Source organism: Streptomyces viridosporus, assembly GCF_002078235.1.
GTDB lineage: Bacteria > Actinomycetota > Actinomycetes > Streptomycetales > Streptomycetaceae > Streptomyces > Streptomyces viridosporus.
Genome location: NZ_MSGP01000766.1, coordinates 1 through 511, shown reverse-complemented (window position 1 = coordinate 511; position 511 = coordinate 1). Strand labels below are relative to the sequence as shown.

Sequence of the window (511 nt, the reverse complement as noted above, 5' to 3'; positions counted from 1 at the left end):
GCGACGAGCCGGAGCCCTCGGAGTCCGGCGGTCCTGCTCGGTCTGGCGCTCGCCGTGCTGCGCCTGCCGCGCCCCACCGCGGCCGGCGCCCGCCCGGGACACGGACGGGTACGGGCACGGCACGCGCCGCCGTGGGGCGAGGCGCTGGTGGGGACGGTCCGATGAGCGGCGTCCGCGTGGCCGTCCCGCCGTCCCTGGTCCCGGCCGTCGCCCGCGCCGTCGCGGCGGTCGCCCCGGAGCGCCTGGCCTCCTGAACCTTCGGGACCGGCGTGCTGCGGCTGTCGGCCGACGGCGCCTGATGGCGGTCGGGCACGCCTCCGCCCCACTGGACCGCGCCGCCGNNGGTGCGGCGCGCCTCGTGCAGGACCAGCGTCAGCCGGGTGCAGTCCATGCCCTCCAGGGTCCTGGTGGTCTCCGCGAGGATCCGGCAGTCGGTGGCGCCCCAGCGCGGGTCGGGGTGCAGCAGGGGCCGTACCGCGCCGTCGTGTTCGGCGGCCTGCTCGCCGACCGC

The 511-nt window shown here is 79.6% G+C and carries 1 pseudogene; it reads right to left on the bottom strand.

From position 1 onward, the window contains the following. Window positions 1-343 precede the first annotated feature (343 nt). A pseudogene (locus B7L92_RS44060) lies at window positions 344-511 on the bottom strand (MmyB family transcriptional regulator); the annotation flags it as partial.